14 protein-coding genes are annotated in these 17,591 nt (G+C 68.0%); 8 read left to right on the forward strand and 6 right to left on the reverse strand.

The genetic code is table 11. The features are described from left to right. Positions 1-23: 23 nt before the first annotated feature. Complete coding sequence (locus AC1DFR_RS01375) at positions 24-1,148, forward strand: serine hydrolase domain-containing protein (protein WP_476872541.1); 1,125 nt, start codon at positions 24-26, stop codon at positions 1,146-1,148. A gap of 82 nt (positions 1,149-1,230) precedes the next feature. After that, on the forward strand, positions 1,231-2,394 hold the full coding sequence (locus AC1DFR_RS01380; protein WP_476872542.1) for an FUSC family protein: 1,164 nt from the start codon (positions 1,231-1,233) through the stop codon (positions 2,392-2,394). Positions 2,395-2,492: 98 nt separating this feature from the next. Here AC1DFR_RS01380 and AC1DFR_RS01385 read toward each other — a convergent pair whose 3' ends face one another. From AC1DFR_RS01385 to AC1DFR_RS01395, 3 genes are read right to left on the reverse strand one after another with little or no spacing between them, the layout of a single operon-like run. Next, positions 2,493-3,407, reverse strand: a complete 915-nt coding sequence (locus tag AC1DFR_RS01385; protein WP_230009567.1) for a MaoC family dehydratase — start codon at positions 3,405-3,407, stop codon at positions 2,493-2,495. Beyond that, positions 3,404-4,744, reverse strand: coding sequence for a 3-oxoacyl-ACP reductase (locus AC1DFR_RS01390; RefSeq protein WP_476872543.1), 1,341 nt, complete (start codon positions 4,742-4,744; stop codon positions 3,404-3,406). Before AC1DFR_RS01390 ends, AC1DFR_RS01385 begins: the two co-directional genes overlap by 4 nt. A gap of 10 nt (positions 4,745-4,754) precedes the next feature. Then, a complete protein-coding gene (locus AC1DFR_RS01395; protein ID WP_476858579.1) occupies positions 4,755-6,140 on the reverse strand; it encodes an acetyl-CoA C-acetyltransferase in 1,386 nt (461 codons plus the stop codon). Between the two features lie 61 nt (positions 6,141-6,201). Here AC1DFR_RS01395 and AC1DFR_RS01400 point away from each other — a divergent pair, with 61 nt between their 5' ends. Further along, the gene (locus AC1DFR_RS01400; RefSeq protein ID WP_476872544.1) at positions 6,202-6,942 is read left to right on the forward strand and encodes a TetR family transcriptional regulator; all 741 of its coding nucleotides are present in this window, start codon (positions 6,202-6,204) and stop codon (positions 6,940-6,942) included. Between the two features lie 75 nt (positions 6,943-7,017). Continuing rightward, positions 7,018-9,198 carry an acyl-CoA dehydrogenase family protein gene (locus AC1DFR_RS01405; protein WP_476872545.1) on the forward strand — a complete coding sequence of 727 codons (2,181 nt, stop codon included), beginning with the start codon at positions 7,018-7,020 and terminating at the stop codon, positions 9,196-9,198. Between the two features lie 125 nt (positions 9,199-9,323). On the opposite strand, the gene glgA is transcribed toward AC1DFR_RS01405, so the two are convergent. Further along, positions 9,324-10,529 (reverse strand): glycogen synthase, encoded by a 1,206-nt coding sequence (glgA, locus tag AC1DFR_RS01410; RefSeq protein ID WP_476850944.1) that lies wholly within the window; start codon positions 10,527-10,529, stop codon positions 9,324-9,326. Positions 10,530-10,631: 102 nt separating this feature from the next. On the opposite strand from glgA, the gene glgC reads away from it, so the two are divergent. From glgC to AC1DFR_RS01425, 3 genes are all read left to right on the forward strand, one after another. Further along, complete coding sequence (gene glgC, locus AC1DFR_RS01415) at positions 10,632-12,047, forward strand: glucose-1-phosphate adenylyltransferase (protein ID WP_476850945.1); 1,416 nt, start codon at positions 10,632-10,634, stop codon at positions 12,045-12,047. Positions 12,048-12,108: 61 nt separating this feature from the next. Beyond that, on the forward strand, positions 12,109-13,617 hold the full coding sequence (locus tag AC1DFR_RS01420) for an SDR family NAD(P)-dependent oxidoreductase (RefSeq protein WP_476858582.1): 1,509 nt from the start codon (positions 12,109-12,111) through the stop codon (positions 13,615-13,617). Between the two features lie 96 nt (positions 13,618-13,713). Then, on the forward strand, positions 13,714-14,181 hold the full coding sequence (locus AC1DFR_RS01425) for a pyridoxamine 5'-phosphate oxidase family protein (RefSeq protein WP_079549614.1): 468 nt from the start codon (positions 13,714-13,716) through the stop codon (positions 14,179-14,181). 34 nt (positions 14,182-14,215) lie between these two features. Here the strand turns inward: AC1DFR_RS01425 and AC1DFR_RS01430 are convergent, their stop codons facing one another. Then, the gene (locus AC1DFR_RS01430) at positions 14,216-14,659 is read right to left on the reverse strand and encodes a universal stress protein (RefSeq protein WP_476850948.1); all 444 of its coding nucleotides are present in this window, start codon (positions 14,657-14,659) and stop codon (positions 14,216-14,218) included. Positions 14,660-14,968: 309 nt separating this feature from the next. On the opposite strand from AC1DFR_RS01430, the gene AC1DFR_RS01435 reads away from it, so the two are divergent. Next, complete coding sequence (locus tag AC1DFR_RS01435) at positions 14,969-15,700, forward strand: response regulator (protein WP_026538734.1); 732 nt, start codon at positions 14,969-14,971, stop codon at positions 15,698-15,700. Between the two features lie 33 nt (positions 15,701-15,733). On the opposite strand, the gene AC1DFR_RS01440 is transcribed toward AC1DFR_RS01435, so the two are convergent. Further along, the gene (locus AC1DFR_RS01440; RefSeq protein ID WP_476858584.1) at positions 15,734-17,434 is read right to left on the reverse strand and encodes a GAF domain-containing sensor histidine kinase; all 1,701 of its coding nucleotides are present in this window, start codon (positions 17,432-17,434) and stop codon (positions 15,734-15,736) included. Between the last annotated feature and the right edge of the window lie 157 nt (positions 17,435-17,591).

Raw genomic sequence — 17,591 nt, forward strand, 5'->3', positions numbered from 1 at the left:
TGTTGGTCATGAATATGGGGTCCATGGAACACGCAGCGCAGTCCCTCTCGGCCGGCTTTGCCACCCGGGAATTCGCCGAGGTGCGTGAGCTCTTCGACTCCTTCCTTTCCGAGGACCAGGACTACAGCGCGCAATTGGCCGTCTACCGTTTGGGAACGAAGGTGGTGGACCTCCGCGGCGGCCCGGGGTTCGCTGCCGGCGACATCACGGGCACGTACTCGTGTTCCAAGGGCGCCGCCGCCATGGTCATCGCCGTGCTCGTCCAGGACAACCTTCTCGATCTGGACCGGACCGTCGCGTCCTATTGGCCGGAGTTCGGCGTCCACGGCAAGGGCCTGCTCACCGTCCGGCAGGCGCTGTCCCACCAGGCCGGGCTGCCCGGCGTCGCCGGCGGGTTCGCCCTGGCCGACTTCACCAAACCCGAGGCGGCCCGCTGTCTCGCGGCCTCAGCGCCGCTGTGGCGGCCGGGCACGGCTTTCGGCTATCACGCCCTGACCATCGGGATCCTCATGGAGGAACTCTGCCGCCGCACCGCCGGAGTGCCGCTCCAGCGGCTCTACGACGAGCGTATCCGCCGCCCGCGGGGCATCGACTTCTTCCTGGGCCTGCCCGAGGACCAGGAACCGCGGTACCGCGAGGTGCTCTACGACCCTGACCCGGCCCAGCCGTGGCTGGACCCGCTCAGCCTCGACGGCCTGAACAGCAACGCGCCGGTCAGCACCATCATGGAACTGCCCAACCACCGCGTCGTCCGTGCCGCGGGAATGAGCAGCGCCGGCGGCGTGGGCTCGGCCGACGGACTGGCCAGACTCTACGCCGCCGCCACGACCGGGGTGGACGGCGGTCCCGCGTTCCTGAGCCCGGCCACCATCGAACTCATGGCCGCTGAGCAGGTGTGGGGACTGGACCGGTGCTCCGGGCAGGACAACGCCTTTGCCGTCGTGTTCATGAAACCCCAGCCGGGGCGGAACTTCGGCAGCCACCTGGCCTTCGGACACGAGGGCGCCAACGCGGCCCTCGGCTTCGCGGATCCCGGTTACGGGCTCGGATTCGGGTACGTGCCGCGCCGCAGCGAAGAAGGCCGGACCAGCGGCCGGGCCCAGCGGTTGTCCGCGGCAGTGCGGCGGGCCGCCCGCGCCGCGTCCTGACCGGCCCCCTGCAGGCTCCTGCGGCGCCGCAGCAGGTTCGTCCATTTGTAGCAGCAACCACGCGGCCCTAGGGTGAGCCGGGATGGTCACTCCAGAAAAGACAACAGACAAGCCGCCCTCCTGGCTGCGCATACGGGCCCATGGCGCGGCCAGCGGCGTCGCGGCGGCGCTCGTGTGGCCGCGGCTCCAGCTGGCTCTGAAGGCGGCGCTGGCAGCGGGCATTGCTTTCGCGATCGCGCCCTTCATGCCGGGCTCCGCCGCTGACTACCCCTACTACGCCCCGCTCGGCGCCCTGGTGGCCATGTACGAGAACGTTGCCGGTTCCATGCGCCAGGGCCTGCAGGCGCTGGTCGGTCTGGCGATCGGGGTGGGACTGGCGTTCATGCTTTTCAGCCTCGGCTCGCCGTCGCCGTGGACGGTCGCGGTGGTCATGGGACTGGGCGTTATCCTCGCCGGCCTGCCCAAGATCGGTTCGGGCCGGGACTGGATCCCGACGGCGGCCCTGCTGGTACTGCTGGTGGGCGGCCACAACCCGGACTCGTTCTCGTTCGGGTACCTTTTCCAGATGGCGGTCGGCGTCACGGTGGGCATCGTCGTGAATCTGTTGGTCTTCCCGCCGCTGCATTTCCGGGCCGCGGCCCTGAGCATCGTGGAATTGCGCCAGGCGCTCGCCCAGCAGCTCTGGGACATGGGCAAGGCGCTCAAGGAGAGCTGGCCGCCGGAGCATGTTGACTGGTCCCGGCGCTCGGAAGCGCTCGCGGCGCACGCCCGCTCAGTGCGGCTCGCCGTCGAGAAAGCTGACGCCAGCCGCCGGGCCAATCCCCGCCGCCGGCTGCATCCGCGCGACATCACCCTCGACTACCGCAACCTGCGGGACCTGGAGCGGCTCACATTCCACGTCCAGGACGTCACCCAGGTGCTCTCCGACGTCATCTGGGCCGAGGACACCCCGTTCGTGATTCCGGACGCATACGCGGCACCCCTCGGTGACGCCATGTCCGCCGTCGGCGACGTGCTGCGAGCCACGGAGGAGGACAACCCGGATCGCCAGGCCGAGCTGGCCCGCACCGCCGACGCGGCGATCAACGAGCTCACCGCCAGGCTTGGCTCGGTGCCGCACACCCACGACGCCCCCAGCGCGGTGGAATCCATTCTCTTGAGCATGCACCGCATGCTGCGGGTGGCGAAGCCCGGCCGGCCGGAAGAGCAACCGGCGGACCCGTCCGAAACCCCGTCCGCAACCTAGGCAACCGGCAGGCACAACGACGGCGGCTCCCGCCGGGGTAACCCCACAGCGGATGCCGCCGTCGGACTGTCTGTCCTGCCCGGCTATGGCAGTACCGGTTAGTCCAGCGCGGCGACCGATCCGCTGAAGTGCCGGCGACCGGACAGCGGGTTCCACGCCACGTAGTCCGAACGCCGCCAGCCGCCGCCCTCGGTCTGGACGGTGCTGATGTCCAGCGCCACCCGGGCGGGCAGGAACACGGGCGCCTCGAAGGCCACCTCCCAGCTGAACGCGTCGCCTTTGACGGCACCGACGTCGGCCAGTGCCCGCGACGCGAGGTACATGCCGTGGGCAAGGGACCGCCGCTGCCCGAGGGCCTTGGCGGTCAGGACGCTCAGGTGGATGGGGTTGAAGTCTCCGGAGACAGCCGCGTAGGCACGCCCGGTATCGACGCCCAGCTGCCACAGGGCCGTGGGATCCGGCACGGAGAACGGCGACGGCGGCACGGCCACCGAGGCCTTGTCGATCCCCGGGAGGAACACCCCCTTGGCCAGGTAGGTCGAAACCCCGCGCCAGAGGACCTCTTCCTGCCCGGCGGCGCGCACCTCCGCGACGACATCGAGCTGCGTACCGGCGCGGTGCCCCCGCAGGTTCTCCACGCGGGTCCGGATGTCCAGGGCCTCCGTGAACAGGACCGGCCCGGACTGCACCACCCTGTTCGTCAGGTGGATCATGCCCAGCAGGGGCAGCGGGAAATCGTCCCGGTTCATCACGCTCATGGCCAGCGGAAAGGCCAGGGCATGAATGAAGCCCGCAGGCAGGATATCGCTCGCGGTCTCGCCGATCAGGTGCTGATACGCCGTCAGATTGGCGACGTCGGCCCGCATGCCACGGACCTCGTGGATGTAGGCGGGCAGTTCGGTGCCGCCGTGGGTGCCCAGGACCCGGCGTCGTGCCGCGGCGGCGGCCGCGTTCACGTAGAGCTTGGACAGGGCGGGCATCTCGCCCAGGATGACGGTCTGGAAACCGTTCATGCGCCGACCAGGTTCTGCCCGCAGACGCGCAGCACCTCCCCGGAAATCCCGCCCGCGGCGTCGCTGGCCAGGAACGCGATGGCCTCGGCGACGTCGCCCGGCCGGCCGCCCTGCTGCAGGGAGTTGAGCCGGCGCGCCACTTCGCGAGTGGCGAACGGGATCTTGGCAGTCATCTCGGTTTCAATGAACCCCGGAGCCACGGCGTTGATGGAGCCGCCGCGCTCGCCGATGAGAGACGCCGTGGCGCGGACCATGCCGATCACGCCGGCCTTGGACGCGGCATAGTTGGTCTGGCCGCGGTTTCCGGCGATCCCGCTGGTGGAGGCCACGGACACGATCCGGGGCGAGTCCTGGAAGTGCTCCGAGGCCAGGAGGGCCTCATTGATCCGCAGCTGCGCGGCGATGTTGACGGCGAGCACGGAGTTCCAGCGGCCAGCGTCCATGTTGGCCAGGAGCTTGTCCCGGGTGATCCCTGCGTTGTGGATCATGATGTCCAGCCGGCCGTGCCGTGCCGCGGCGTGGCCGATGATCCGCTGGCCGGCGTCGTCGCGGCTGATGTCCAGCTGCAGGGCCGTCCCATGGACCTCGTTGGCCACTGCCGCCAGATGCTCTCCCGCAGCCGGAATGTCGACGAGGATGAGCGTGGCGCCGTCGCGGTACAGGGTGCGGGCAATCGCGGCCCCGATGCCGCGCGCGGCGCCGGTCACCACGGCCACCTTGCCGGCCAGCGGCTTCTCGACGTCGTCGGGCAGCTGGCCGGCGCCGGAGCTGACGGTCAGGAACTGCCCGTCCACGAACGCCGAGCGGCCCGAGAGGAAGAACCTCACCGCCCCCAGTGTTGCCGGGCTCGTGGTCCGGGCGCCGTCGGCGAGCAGGATGCCGTTGCCGGTGGCGCCGGCACGGAGTTCCTTCGCCAAAGACCGCAGCAGACCGTCCACGCCCTGCCTGGCAGCCGCCGTTGCCGGTTCCGTGGCCGAGCCCGCCGTGCGGGACACGGTGATGACTCGGGCGTTCGGGGCGAGGTCACGCAGCGACGCGGCGGCGGTGAGGACCGGTTTCTCAAGATCGCCCGGGTGGGCCAGCTCGTCCAGCACCAGGATGATGGCGCCGAGCTTCTCCTTGGGTATCGCGTGGCGACGGACATCGAGGTTCCAGTCCAGCAGGGTGGCGGCGAGCTCGTCGGCGCCGCCGGTTGATCCCTGGACCAGGACCGGTCCGTCGATGAGGCGGCGGCCGGGCTCGTGCCGCCGGAGGACCACTGGCTGCGGGAGGCCGAGACGCTTGGCGAGGTCTTTGCCGAGTCCGTGGCTGACCAGCCGGGTGTACTTGTCGCTCATCCGGTTCTCCCTAGAGTGCTTCGAGGATTGCGACGACGCCCTGGCCGCCGGCGGCGCAAATGGACACGAGGCCGCGGGCCGGACGCCCGTTGACGTCGCCCTTTTCGTGCAGCATTTTCGCCAGCGAGGCCACGATCCTGCCACCCGTGGCCGCAAACGGGTGTCCGGCGGCCAGCGAGGAGCCATTGACGTTCAGCTTGGCCCGGTCGATGCTGCCGAAGGCGCCGTCCAGGCCCAGGCGGGTGCGGCCGAATTCGTCGTCCTCCCACGCAGCGAGGGTGCTCAGCACCGTGCCGGCGAAAGCCTCGTGGATCTCAAAGAAATCGATGTCCGCGAGGCTGAGATTGTGGCGTGCGAGGAGCCGGGGCACCGCGAAGGCCGGGGCCATGAGCAGCCCGTCTTTGCCGTGGACAAAGTCGACGGCGGCAGCCTCGCCGTCGATCACCGCGGCGAGCTTGGGGAGGTCGTGGGCGTCGGCCCATTCCTCGGACGCCAGCAGAACGGTGGAGGCGCCATCTGTCAGCGGGGTGGAATTGCCGGCCGTCATGGTCGCCTCGGCGCCCAGGTTCTTGCCGAAAACGGGCTTGAGGGTGGCCAGTTTCTCCGGGCTCGTGTCGGCGCGCAGGTTGGAGTCGCGGCTCAGTCCCCGGTAGGGGGTCAGGAGGTCATCGAAGAAGCCGGCGTCGTAGGCCGCGGCCAGGTTCCGGTGGCTGTTGAAGGCCAGCTCGTCCTGGGCCTCGCGGGTGATCTTCCACTGCGCCGTGGTCAGCGCCTGGTGCTCGCCCATCGACAGGCCGGTGCGCGGCTCCCCCGTGTTCGGGGCATCGGGCGCCAGATCCTTGGGACGGAGCCGGCTGAGGACCTGCAGTTTCCGGGACATCGTCCTGGCGCGGTTGAGGTCAAGGAGCACCTCGCGGAGTCCCTCGCTGACGGCGATGGGGGCGTCAGAGGCCGAGTCGACGCCGCCGGCGATCGCGGAATCGATCTGGCCCAGCTTGATCTTGTTCGCCAGGCCAAGCACCGTTTCCAGGCCGGTGGCGCAGGCCTGCTGGAGGTCATACGCCGGGGTCTCGGCGGAGAGGGCCGAGCCGAGCACCGCTTCCCGGGTGAGGTTGAAATCCCGGGAGTGCTTGAGGACCGCCCCCGCAGCGACTTCCCCGATCCGCTCGTCCTGCAGGCCGAAGCGGGCGATCAGGCCATCCAGGGCGGCCGTGAGCATGTCCTGGTTGGAGGACTTCGTGTACGCGCCTCCGGTCCGGGCGAACGGGATGCGGTTGCCACCCACGACCACGGCCTTGCGGAGTTGCGCCGGGCCCGCGCCGGCGTGCTGTGTCTTCCCGGCGGCGGGTGCGGCGGCTGGCTGGGGGCGGGGCACTGACTGTCCGTTGACGGACATGGGCTGTCTCCTTCGATCAAAGCGATTACCGATACCCAGCGTACCTGATACGCTGGGTATCGTGAACATCCCCAAAGCCGCCGTGCCCGCCGGGCAGGCCGCCGTCGACGGCCGCGCTTCCCGCTGGCAGTCCCACCGCGAGGAACGGCGGCGGGAGCTGATCAAGTCCGCCCGGAAGGCGGTGCATGCCCTCGGCAGCGACGCATCCATGGAGGACATTGCCGCAGCCGCGGGAACGTCGAAGTCCGTGTTCTACCGCTATTTCGGCGACAAAGCCGGACTCCAGCAGGCCGTGGGCGAGGTGGTCCTGAGCCAGATGCAGCGGCGCATCCAGGAGGCGGCCCAGAGCGCCCAGACGCCCCGCGAAGGCCTGTTCGCAATGGTGTCCGCGTACCTGCAAATGGCCGAGACCAGCCCGAATGTCTACACGTTCGTGACGCGCCATGCTTCCGGCGAGGCCGAAACGGCCGGCCCGTCCATGTCCACGGCGGGAGCCTTGAGCCACTTCTTCGCCGCCATCAGCGACATGATTGCCCGGCCGATGCGCAGCCATCTGGGCGGCGGCCAGGACAAGGAAGCCATGATCGGCTATTGGCCCAACGCCGCGATCGGCCTGGTCCGGAATGCCGGCGAACAGTGGCTCGCCAGCCCGCCCGGGCCGGCCAAGCCCGGCCAGGAGGCCATGGCGCGGCAGATCACCGATTGGCTCTGCTTCGGCATCGCCCCCGAGCTGCAGGCACCTCCTCCCGCAGAAGCAGCACAAACGGAACGAACAGACCCGGCAGGCCAGGGCGCGCCGTAGCAGCGGCACACCGGTCCCCGCCCGCGACCTGAACTGTCAGCACTAAAGATTGTCAGAACCACAGAAGGAAGCGACATGACTGAACTAGCCGACCGCACCACCGGCAACGCACCCCGGCGCCGGCCGCAACCACAACAGCCGGCGGCAACCACGGCAACCGGCCGTTCCGGCCAGCCCGGTACCCCTGAGGCGCCCGCCGTCGACGTCGCGGCCCTTGGCGAACAGCTGCTCGGCAAGTGGGCCGACATCCGGCTGAAGTCCAGGGGCCTCGCCGGCCGCCCGGAACTGCACAAGATCGAGGGCCAGACCCACACAGAACACCGCCGGCGCGTCTTCGGGCAGCTCAGGATCCTGGTGGACAACGGGGCCGTCCACCGCGCCTTCCCGGAGTCCGTGGGCGGCTCCGATGACCACGGCGGCAACGTGGCCGGCTTCCAGGAACTGGTCATCGCCGACCCGTCGCTGCAGATCAAGGCCGGCGTGCAGTGGGGCCTGTTCGGCTCCGCAGTGAACCACCTCGGCACCGCGGAACACCACGAGAAATGGCTGCCCGGCATCATGAGCCTGGAGATCCCGGGTTGCTTCGCCATGACCGAGACCGGGCACGGCTCCGACGTGGCCAGCATTGCCACCACCGCCACCTACGACCCCGCCGCCGGGGAGTTCGTGGTCCACACGCCGTTCCGGGCAGCGTGGAAGGACTACATCGGCAACGCCGCCACCGATGGCCTGGCCGCCGTCGTGTTCGCCCAACTGGTGACAAAGGGCGTCAACCACGGCGTGCACGCGTTCTACATGGACCTCCGGGACCCCGGGACCAAGGACTTCCTGCCGGGCATCGGGGGCGAGGACGATGGGGTCAAGGGCGGCCTGAACGGCATCGACAACGGCCGGATTCACTTCACGAACGTCCGGATTCCCCGCACCAACCTCCTGAACCGCTACGGCGACGTCGACCCCGAGGGCAACTACACGTCCCCCATCGCCAGCCCGGGCCGCCGCTTCTTCACCATGCTCGGCACGCTGGTCCAGGGCCGGGTCTCCCTCGACGGAGCCGCCGTGACGGCGTCGAAGCTGGCCCTGAAGACCGCCATCCAGTACGCCACCGAACGCCGGCAGTTCAATGCCTCCTCCCAGACCGACGAGGAAGTGCTGCTGGACTACCAGCGGCACCAGCGCCGGCTCTTCACCCGGCTGGCCACCACGTACGCCGCCAGCTTCGCCAGCGAGCAACTGCTGCAGAAATTCGACGATGTCTTCTCCGGCCGCCACGACACCGACCAGGACCGCCAGGACCTCGAAACCCTGGCCGCGGCCCTGAAGCCGCTGAGCACCTGGCACGCCCTGGATACGCTGCAGGAATGCCGCGAGGCCTGCGGTGGTGCCGGATTCCTGATCGAGAACCGGTTCGCCTCGCTCCGCGCCGACCTCGACGTCTACGCCACGTTCGAAGGCGACAACACCGTCCTGCTGCAGCTGGTCGCCAAGCGCCTGCTGGCGGACTACGCCAAGGAATTCCGCACCGTCAACGTCGGCGTGCTGGCCCGCTATGTCGTGGGCCAGGCCACCGGTGCGGCAATCCACCGCACCGGACTGCGCGGCGTCGCCCAGTTCGTGGCCGACACCGGATCAGTGCAGAAAGCGGCGCTGGCGATCAAGGACGAAGCAAGCCAGCGGACCCTGCTCACGGACCGCGTCCAGACCATGGTCGCGGAGGTGGCCACGGCCCTCAAGGGCGCGAACAAGCTCCCGCAGCAGCAGGGCGCCGCCTTGTTCAACGCCCACCAGCACGAACTCATCGAAGCCGCCCAGGCCCATGCGGAGCTGCTGCAGTGGGAGGCCTTTACGGAAGCCCTCGGCAAGGTGACAGACCCGGGCACGCACAAAGTCCTGACGTGGCTGCGCGATCTCTTCGGCCTGTCCCTGATCGAGAAGAACCTGTCCTGGTACCTCATGAACGGCAGGCTGTCGATGCAGCGCGGACGCACTGTGGGCGAATACATCAACCGCCTGCTCGTGAAGATCCGTCCGCACGCCTTGGACCTGGTGGACGCGTTCGGGTACGGCCCGGAGCACCTCCGCGCTGAGATCTCCACCGGCGCGGAGAAGGTCCGCCAGGACGAGGTACGGGACTACTTCCGCAAGCAGCGGGCCAGCGGCCAGGCGCCACTGGACGAAAAGATCCTGCTTGCCCGCGCCGTTCACGGCACAAAAGCTCACGGCACCAAGGCCCAGGGCACCAAGACCCGCGGCTGACCCAGTCGAAATGCGACGGCGGCGCCGCCCCCTCAGCCGGGGCGGCGCCGTCGTCGCAGTGCTGTGACTCTGAAGTGCAGTTACTCCGTGCTGCAGTGACGCTGTGGTGCTGTTCCGTCGCGGGGTCAGGAGCCCTGCTGGAGCACCGAGCGGTAGACCTCGAGCGTGGTCTCCGTGATGGATTCCCAGGAGAAGTGCTCCTCGGCCCGGCGCCGGCCGGCTTCGCCCATGGCGCGGGCCCGGGCAGGATCGGACACCACTTCGATGAGGGCCTCGGCAAAGTCGGTGACGAACTTCTCCGGGTCCAGAGGGATTCCGGTGCCGTCCGTGACCTGCTCGATCGGAACAAGCAGTCCGGTCTTGCCGTGCTCGACGACCTCCGGGATACCGCCGGTGGCGCTGGCCACCACGGCGGCACCGCACGCCATCGCCTCAAGGTTGACGATGCCCAGCGGTTCGTAGATGGACGGGCACGCGAACGCGGTCGCGTGGCTGAGCACCTGGATGACCTCGTTGCGGGGCAGCATCCGCTCGATCAGGATCACGCCGCTGCGCTGGCTCTGCAGCTCCTCGATCAGGCGTGCCGTCTCGGCCGCCAGTTCCGGCGTGTCCGCGGCACCGAGGCACAACACCAGCTGGACGTCGGCCGGGAGCTTGGCGGCGGCCCGCAACAGGTACGGCACGCCCTTCTGCCGGGTGTTCCGGCCCACAAAAACAACGCTGGGGCGCTCCGGATCGATTCCGAGCGGACGGATGATGTCATCAGCCTCGTCCCGGTTCCACTGGCTGACATCGATGCCGTTGTGGACCACCTTGACCTTGGCCGGGTCAACGTCCGGATAGCTGCGCAGGATGTCCTGGCGCATGCCTTCCGAGACGGCGATGATGGCGGCCGCGGCCTCGTAGGCGGTCTTTTCCACCCAGGAGGACACCGCGTAGCCGCCACCGAGCTGCTCGGCTTTCCACGGGCGCAGCGGCTCCAGGCTGTGCGCGCTGAGGACATGCGGGATGCCGTGGAGCAGCGACGCGATGTGTCCGGCCATGTTGGCATACCAAGTGTGGGAGTGGACCAGGTCCGCGCCGGCGATGTCCGGAACGATCCTCAGGTCCACCCCGAGGGTCTGGATGGCGGCGTTTGCAGAGCCCAGGTCTTCGGGCACGGGATACGACGTGACGGTCGCTCCGTGGTACCCGGGCTCGCGGGGCGCGCCGAAGGCACGCACCTGAAGGTCCACGCGTTGGGCCAGCACTCGGCTGAGCTCGGCCACGTGGACCCCGGCGCCGCCGTAAATTTCCGGCGGGAATTCTTTGGTCACAATATCTATTCGCACATGCACCAAGGTAGTCGTTACGGTGGAACTGATCTAGTGTGAAGACGTTCGGGCATGCCGGACTGTATTGGGGAGTAACGAAGGCGTTCAGGAGCTATCACCATGCCGCATCAAAAGAGAGTTTTGGCAATTGTCCTCGCAGGTGGCGAGGGAAACCGGCTCATGCCGTTGACGGCGGACCGGGCCAAGCCTGGTGTCCCGTTTGCCGGAAGCTACCGGCTCATTGACTTTGCCCTTTCAAATCTTGTGAATTCCCGCTATCTGCAAATTGTGGTGTTGACGCAATACAAGTCCCACAGCCTTGACCGGCACATTTCCGAAACGTGGCGGATGTCCACCCAACTCGGCAACTATGTGGCCTCGGTTCCGGCCCAGCAGCGCGTCGGCAAGAGCTGGTTCCTCGGCAGCGCCAACGCCATTTATCAGTCGCTGAACCTCATTCACGACGCCAACCCCGACATCGTGGTCGTGGTCGGCGCAGACCACGTCTACCGGATGGACTTCTCCCAGATGGTGGCGCAGCACGTCGCGAGCGGGGCCAAGGCCACGGTCGCCGCGGTCCGCCAGCCGCTGCACATGGCGGACCAGTTCGGCGTGATCGAAACCGATGCCGACAACCCGGACAAAATTGCCGCGTTCGTGGAGAAGCCGTCGTCGACTCCCGGCCTCGCGGCCGACCCCAGCCAGTTCCTGGCCTCCATGGGCAACTACGTGTTCGACGCCGATGCCCTGATCGAAGCCCTCCACGTGGACGCCGAGCGCCTCGATACCAAGCACGACATGGGCGGGGACATCATTCCCTACTTCGTGAACCAGGGCGAGGCCGGTGTCTACGACTTCACCCTCAACGACATTCCCGGGTCCACCGAACGCGACCGCACCTACTGGCGCGACGTCGGCACCATCGATTCGTTCTACGACGCCCACATGGACCTGATCTCCCCCGTCCCGGTGTTCAACCTCTACAACTCCGAGTGGCCGATCTACACCCGCCAGACCATCTCCCCGCCGGCCAAGTTTGTCCGCGGCAAGTCCAACACCGTGGGCACGGCACTGGATTCCATCGTGGCCAGCGGCGTCGTCGTCTCCGGCGGCATCGTGGAAGGCTCCGTGCTCTCCAACGACGTCTACGTGGGCACCTCGAGCCGGGTCCTGGACTCGGTCCTGATGGACAAGGTCAATGTCGGCGAAGGCGCCGTGATCAAACGCGCCATCATCGACAAGAACGTCAAGATCCCGGCCGGGGCCACGATCGGACTCGACCCCGAACTGGACCGAGCCCGCGGGTTCAAGGTCACCGACTCCGGAATCACGGTCCTGTCCAAGGGCCAGCACGTCCCGGACCCCAGCGACGCGGAAAGGGCGCTCTCTGCGGCCAACCTGCGCCTGGTGCCCGACGCCGTCCGGACCGCCACCGAGAACTGGCCCGAGCTGCGGGAGTCCGTGGACAAGGTTGCCGACGTGCAGGCCGCCGCTGTGGGCACAGACGCACCGGTCAAGCACTCACCCACGGCATAGGCAGGCGGGGGCCCGGCAGGCACGTCCGGCCGGGCTCCCCGCACCCTGTAAAATTAGGGCAATGAGCTCCCCCGATCTGTCCTCCGACTTTCCCTCTGCCGAATCTGGTCTTCCCGGGTCTGATCTCGCCGGACTGACCCCGGAGGAAATCCAGGCCTGCCTGAAGGTCCTGAACACGATCCACGCCTATGACGAGGAGCACCCGGACTACGTCTCAGTGCGCCGCGCCACCGGGAAGATGTTCAAGGCCGTCAAGCGCCACCGGCGGGTCAGCAAGCGCGATGAGATCGCCGAGGCGGACCGCGCCGTGATGGCACAGACGGCGACGGCGGCCCCCGACAGGATCGACGACGAGACGCGCGGCAACAAGCTCGCCACGTCCGCCACCGGGGAAATCGCCGGCCACCTGATCAGGTCCCGGCCCTGCTACATCTGCAAGCAGCACTACACCCAGGTGGATGCCTTCTACCACCAGCTGTGCCCCGAGTGCGCCCTGTTCAGCCACAGCAAGCGCGACGCCCGCACCGATCTCACCGGCCGCAGGGCCCTCCTGACCGGCGGCCGGGCGAAGATCGGCATGTACATCGCGCTCCGGCTCCTCCGGGACGGTGCGCACACCACCATCACCACCCGGTTCCCGAAGGACGCCGCCCGCCGCTTCGCTGCGATGGAGGACAGCGCCGACTGGCTGCACCGGCTCCGGATCGTGGGCATCGACCTCCGTGACCCGTCCCAGGTGATGGCCCTGACGGATTCCCTGGATGCCGCCGGACCGCTGGACATCATCATCAACAACGCGGCCCAGACCGTGCGGCGCTCCGGCAACGCCTACAAGCCGCTCGTCGACGCCGAGGACGAGCCGCTGCCCGCCGCCCTCCAGGCTGCCAACGGGGGCCCGGAGCTCGTCACGTTCGGCCACGCCCACGACAAGCACCCGCTTGCCCTCGCCAGCAGCGTGCTCGACCATCCCGTGCTGGCCGGGGACGCGATCACGTCCCTGGCCCTGTCCACCGGGTCGGCGTCGCTGGAGCGGATTGCCTCCGGCACCGCGATCGACGCGGGCGGACTGGTCCCGGACCTCGCCACCATCAACAGCTGGACCCAGGTGCTGGACGAAGTGGACCCGCTGGAGATGCTCGAAGTGCAGTTGTGCAACGTGACGGCTCCGTTCCTTCTGGTCAGCCGGCTGCGGGGGGCCATGAAGCGCTCCACCGCGCGGCGGAAATACATCGTCAATGTCAGCGCCATGGAAGGCCAGTTCTCCCGCGCCTACAAGGGCCCCGGGCACCCGCACACGAACATGGCCAAGGCGGCGCTGAACATGATGACGCGAACCAGCGCCCAGGAAATGCTCGACGCCGACGGCATCCTCATGACGGCCGTGGACACCGGCTGGATCACGGACGAACGGCCGCACTACACCAAAGTCCGCCTCATGGAAGAGGGCTTCCACGCACCCCTGGACCTCGTTGACGGCGCCGCCCGCGTGTACGACCCCATCGTGATGGGCGAATCCGGCGAGGACCAGTACGGCGTGTTCCTCAAGGACTACAAGCCCAGTCCCTGGTGACCGGCGCCGGCGGGCCGCGGCATCCGTCACTTACGTGTCCGCTGCGGGACCTATGGCCCTAATCGGGGTCCGGGCCGGCCCGTAGTGTGGCTCGACATGGACTCAACCACGCCCTCGCCGGAATACTCGCTGACCATGGACCAGTGCTGGGCGCTGCTCGACACCGAAGTTGTGGGGCGCGTAGCGCTGATCGTAGACAACCATCCGGAGATCTTCCCGGTGAATTTCGTCCTCGAACGGCGGGCGATTGCCTTCCGCACCGCCGGCGGAACGAAGCTGTGGGGCGCGATCACAGGCAAGCCGGTTGCATTCGAGATCGACGGCTACGACGCCCGCGACGAGACGGCCTGGAGCGTAATGGCGCGCGGGGAAGCCGAGGTCATCGAGAGCCAGGAGGAGAAGGACGAAATTGACTCCCTGCTCCTGGAGCCCTGGCAGCCCGGCGAGAAGGCCTACTACGTGCGGGTGGCTCCCAAAGCCCTGACCGGACGACGCTTCAAGGTCAACCGGCCCGACGTGTGGACCACCCGGCTCGCGGATCCGCGCCGGGCCACCTTCGAATAGAACCCTCGGGCACCCTCCCGGCAGGATTGCGGCGTCAGCCGTGTTCTGGCGAGTGGACCACCAGCACCGGGCAATGCGCATGTGCCACACAGGCGGAACTCACAGATCCCAGTAACAGTCCACCGAATCCGCCGTGGCCGCGGCGGCCCAGCACGAGCATGTCCGCGGCTTTGCTCTCCTCGATCAGCATGCGGCGGGGGTGCCCCTGGATGAGGCGGGCCTCGACGTTGTCCGGGGTGTCCGGGCCGAAGGCCTTCGCCACCGCATCGGCCAGGATTTCCCCGGCCCGGACGTCGAAGTCCTCGATGCCGACGGCGACATAGCCGTCGTACACCGGCGGGTAGTCCCAGCATGCCACTGCGACGACCTTGGCGGCCAGGGGCACCGCGAGGGCCTGCGCATGCCGCAACGCGGACACCGAAGCGTCCGAGCCGTCAACGCCTACCACGATCTTCCGGACGTCCCTGACTTCGTTCATCGCAATCCTTTGCCCTCGTACCGGCCGAGCTTCCCGCGCCAGATGGCGACGCTCCCATGATTTCCTTCGGCCGGCATGACGCCTAGGGCCAAAGGGCATGCACGCAGCCCGGCTGGCGGGCCACCCGAAAACGTTCCGGGCGACTGGCCGGAGGCGGCCTGTTGGGCACTATGACCCTTGTCCGCGCGGCCCCGGTGCACAAGAATGGCAGAGGCTGGGGTCAGCAGACGAAGGACAGCATCTCGTGACAAAGAGCATGGTGTCATTAACAGTATCGAGCGGTCGCGCGAGCGGCCGGACGGGAGAATCATGATTGCCTGGGCAGACGCAGGTCTCACTGCACCTGATGGCGGGCAGGCGGTGATCCGCGTCTTTATCCTTGATGATCACGAACTTGTCAGGCGCGGGCTGCAGGAACTTCTCGAAGGCGAGGGGTTTGCCGTCGTCGGCAGTTCCGGATCCGCGGTGGAGGCGACCCGGCGGATTCCCGCGCTGCATCCTGATGTCTGTGTGCTGGACGCCCGTCTGCCGGACGGAACCGGCATCGAGGTCTGCCGGGACGTGAGGTCGGTGGACCCGTCCCTGAACTGCATCATCCTGACGAGCTTCGACGACGAACAGGCCCTGCGCGGCGCCGTCCTGGCCGGGGCACGCGGATACGTGCTGAAGGAGATCGGCGGCACGGACCTGATCGGCGCCCTGCGGCGGGCAGCAGCGGGCGAGTCCCTCTTCGAGGAAGGCGTGGCCGCCGGCGTCGTGGACAGCCTGGTGGAGGCCGAAGAGGTCGACCCGCGCACCTCCTCCCTCACGCCCCAGGAACGCAAGGTCCTGGAGCTGGTGGGCGGCGGACTGACCAACCGGCAGATTGCCGCCGAAATGTTCCTGGCGGAAAAGACCGTCAAGAACTATGTGTCGTCCCTGCTGGCCAAGCTCGGATTCGAACGCCGCACGCAGGCGGCCGTCTTCATCGCCAGCCCGGCATTTCCGGCGGCCGCCGGCGGGAGGACCGGCGAAGTAATCCGGCCCCGCAGCGTCGGATAGGCTCCGCGGAAACCGGACCTTCGGGCGTGCCGGTTACAGGGGCACCGACCATTCCAGGCTGGTACCGGAGTCGGGCACGCTCGTGATGGTGCATTCGCCGTCGAGCATGCGCGCCCGGTCCTCGAGGTTGCTTAGCCCGTTGCGTTTTTCGGGTTGAGTGAATCCGGCGCCGTTGTCGCTGATCACCACCGTCACCCTGCCCTTAACGACCGCAACCGAGACCGAGATTGTATCCGCCCCGGAGTGCCGGATGGCGTTGCTGAGCCCCTCGGAAACCACGGCCACGACGTTGTCGGCCTTGTCCGGTGTCACGGCATCCACGGGTCCCGTGATGGTCAGGCGCGGCGGGAACGGCATGGACTTGGACGAACTGCGAGTGACCCGACGGATCCGGCCGCTCAGCAGTTCGATCTCGCCTGTGTTGCTCTTGAGCGAGTAAATGGTGTCGCGCAGGCTGCGGATCGCCTCGTCGAGTTCGCCGGTGATGTTGCGGATGCGCTCCAGCGCCAGATCCTCCTTGGTGAAACGGGTCAGGCTCTGTACGCTCAGCCCGGCGGCGAACAGCCGCTGGATGACGAGGTCATGCAGGTCCCGGGCGATCCTGTCGCGGTCGGTGAAGACCAGAAGCTCCTCGCGCAGCCGGTGCACCCGGGCAAGTTCCAAGGCGAGGGCCACGTGGGAGCCGAAGACGGCCCCCATTTCGATGTCGGTCCGGGCGTAGCGCACCGACTCCTTGTCCCGTGCCAGCAGCAGGAGGCCATGGTGGGCGCCCTGGGTACTCAGGGCCACTGCCAGCAGCGGGCCGGTGACTGCACCGTCGACCTCCCCCAACACTTCGGATGCGTCGTCGAACAGCACTGGCTCGCCGCCTTCGAGGACACCTTCCAGGAGCTTTGACTCCAAATGCAATGACCGTCCCGAAAACGCCGTGCCGCGCTCACCCGCAACGCCGATCACCACGTGGGCCATGGCGTTGGCGGCGGGGGCCACCAGGAGGGCGAGTGAGGACGCGGACTCCTGGAGCGCGCGGCCGGCTATCGGGTCCAGGCCGCCCGAGGTGTAGTCGCGGTCCGTGCTCAGCATCAGCCCGGAGACGTCCATGCAGGCCTCCAGCCAGCGTGCCCGGCGGCGGGCGTCGTCGTAGAGCCGGGCATTTTCGATGGCGACGCCGGCCGCCGCCGCCAAGGCGACGGCCAGGGCCTCGTCTTCGGCGGAAAAGTCGTCTCCGCCTTCTTTTTCCGTGAGGTAGAGGTTGCCGAACACCACGTCCCGGACGCGGACCGGTACCCCCAGGAAGGACTGCATGGGAGGGTGGTGCGCGGGGAACCCGTAGGCCTCGGGGTGCTTATTCAATTCATGCAGCCGGAGCGGCCGCGGGTCTGTGATCAGGAGGCCGAGGACGCCGTGGCCGGTCGGCAGCGGACCGATCTGACGCGCCAGTTGGCCATCGATGCCGACAGTGATGAAGTGGCTGAGCGCGTGGTCATCACCGATGACGCCAAGGGCGCCGAACCTGGCGTGCAACAACCGGCAGGCCGATTCGACGACGCGTTCCAGGACGGCATCCAGGCTCAGGTCCTCGGCCAGGGCGACGACGGCTTCCAGCAGGCCGGTGATGCGTTCCTTGGATTGGAGCAGCTCTTCCGTCCGGGCGCCGAACCCCATCAGCAGTTCCTCAACGACGGGATTTGGTTCGGACACGGTATGGCCTGAGCCCTCACCCGCTGAATGCATGTCATTGCCCCCATTCGCTCCGGCCAATGTAGACGCTGACGGCCTTTTGCCAGAATACCGCGAACCACTCAGGAAAGCCTCAGAATTCGCAGATTAACCCGGCGGCTGGGTCCATTTGCCCTAGCCGCCGTCAGCCCGGCCGCGTACGCTCGCCGGC

Source organism: Arthrobacter sp. 05T410 (assembly GCF_056396505.1).

Bases quoted from the DNA above. Each gene is read 5' to 3' on its own strand.
- AC1DFR_RS01375 (WP_476872541.1), top strand. From the start codon at position 24: ATGGAACACGCAGCGCAGTCCCTCTCGGCCGGCTTTGCCACCCGGGAA.
- AC1DFR_RS01380 (WP_476872542.1), top strand. From the start codon at position 1,231: ATGGTCACTCCAGAAAAGACAACAGACAAGCCGCCCTCCTGGCTGCGC.
- AC1DFR_RS01385 (WP_230009567.1), bottom strand. From the start codon at position 3,407: ATGAACGGTTTCCAGACCGTCATCCTGGGCGAGATGCCCGCCCTGTCC.
- AC1DFR_RS01390 (WP_476872543.1), bottom strand. From the start codon at position 4,744: ATGAGCGACAAGTACACCCGGCTGGTCAGCCACGGACTCGGCAAAGAC.
- AC1DFR_RS01395 (WP_476858579.1), bottom strand. From the start codon at position 6,140: ATGTCCGTCAACGGACAGTCAGTGCCCCGCCCCCAGCCAGCCGCCGCA.
- AC1DFR_RS01405 (WP_476872545.1), top strand. From the start codon at position 7,018: ATGACTGAACTAGCCGACCGCACCACCGGCAACGCACCCCGGCGCCGG.
- glgC (WP_476850945.1), top strand. From the start codon at position 10,632: ATGCCGCATCAAAAGAGAGTTTTGGCAATTGTCCTCGCAGGTGGCGAG.
- AC1DFR_RS01420 (WP_476858582.1), top strand. From the start codon at position 12,109: ATGAGCTCCCCCGATCTGTCCTCCGACTTTCCCTCTGCCGAATCTGGT.
- AC1DFR_RS01425 (WP_079549614.1), top strand. From the start codon at position 13,714: ATGGACTCAACCACGCCCTCGCCGGAATACTCGCTGACCATGGACCAG.
- AC1DFR_RS01430 (WP_476850948.1), bottom strand. From the start codon at position 14,659: ATGAACGAAGTCAGGGACGTCCGGAAGATCGTGGTAGGCGTTGACGGC.
- AC1DFR_RS01435 (WP_026538734.1), top strand. From the start codon at position 14,969: ATGATTGCCTGGGCAGACGCAGGTCTCACTGCACCTGATGGCGGGCAG.
- AC1DFR_RS01440 (WP_476858584.1), bottom strand. From the start codon at position 17,434: ATGCATTCAGCGGGTGAGGGCTCAGGCCATACCGTGTCCGAACCAAAT.